The following is a 473-nucleotide window of genomic DNA, read 5'->3' on the forward strand; positions in this document are numbered from 1 at the left end:
CTGGCGGTGGCCGGCCGGAGCCTGCCGACCGCCCTGCGCACCTTCCTGCTGACTCTCGCGGTGGTCGACGACCTGCTCGCGATCGTGATCATCGCGGTGTTCTACACGGCGCACCTGGCTGTGCTGCCGCTGCTGGCGGCGCTGATCCCGTTGGGCGTGTTCACGGTGCTGGTGCAGCGGCGGGTCCGGTCGTGGTGGCTGCTGCTCCCGCTCGCCTTCGCCGCGTGGGCGTTGGTGCACGCGTCCGGTGTGCACGCCACGGTGGCCGGGGTGCTGCTCGGGTTCGCCGTTCCGGTCCTGACGCCGGCACACCCGCGGGTCGGTGAAGACCCGGCTCCCGGGCTGGCGGAGCATTTCGAGCACCGGTTCCGGCCGATCTCGGCCGGTGTCGCGGTGCCGGTCTTCGCGTTGTTGTCCGCGGGTGTGACGATCGGCGGGCTCGACGGGCTCGGGTCGGCGCTGTCCGATCCGGC

The 473-nt window shown here is 72.7% G+C and carries 1 protein-coding gene; it reads left to right on the forward strand.

The window, feature by feature from the left end:
* Window positions 1-473, forward strand: a 473-nt coding sequence (locus ODJ79_RS46740) for a Na+/H+ antiporter NhaA (RefSeq protein ID WP_263030205.1), incomplete at both ends; no start/stop codon positions are given.

The organism is Actinoplanes sp. KI2, assembly GCF_025630775.1.
Classification (GTDB): Bacteria; Actinomycetota; Actinomycetes; order Mycobacteriales; family Micromonosporaceae; genus Actinoplanes.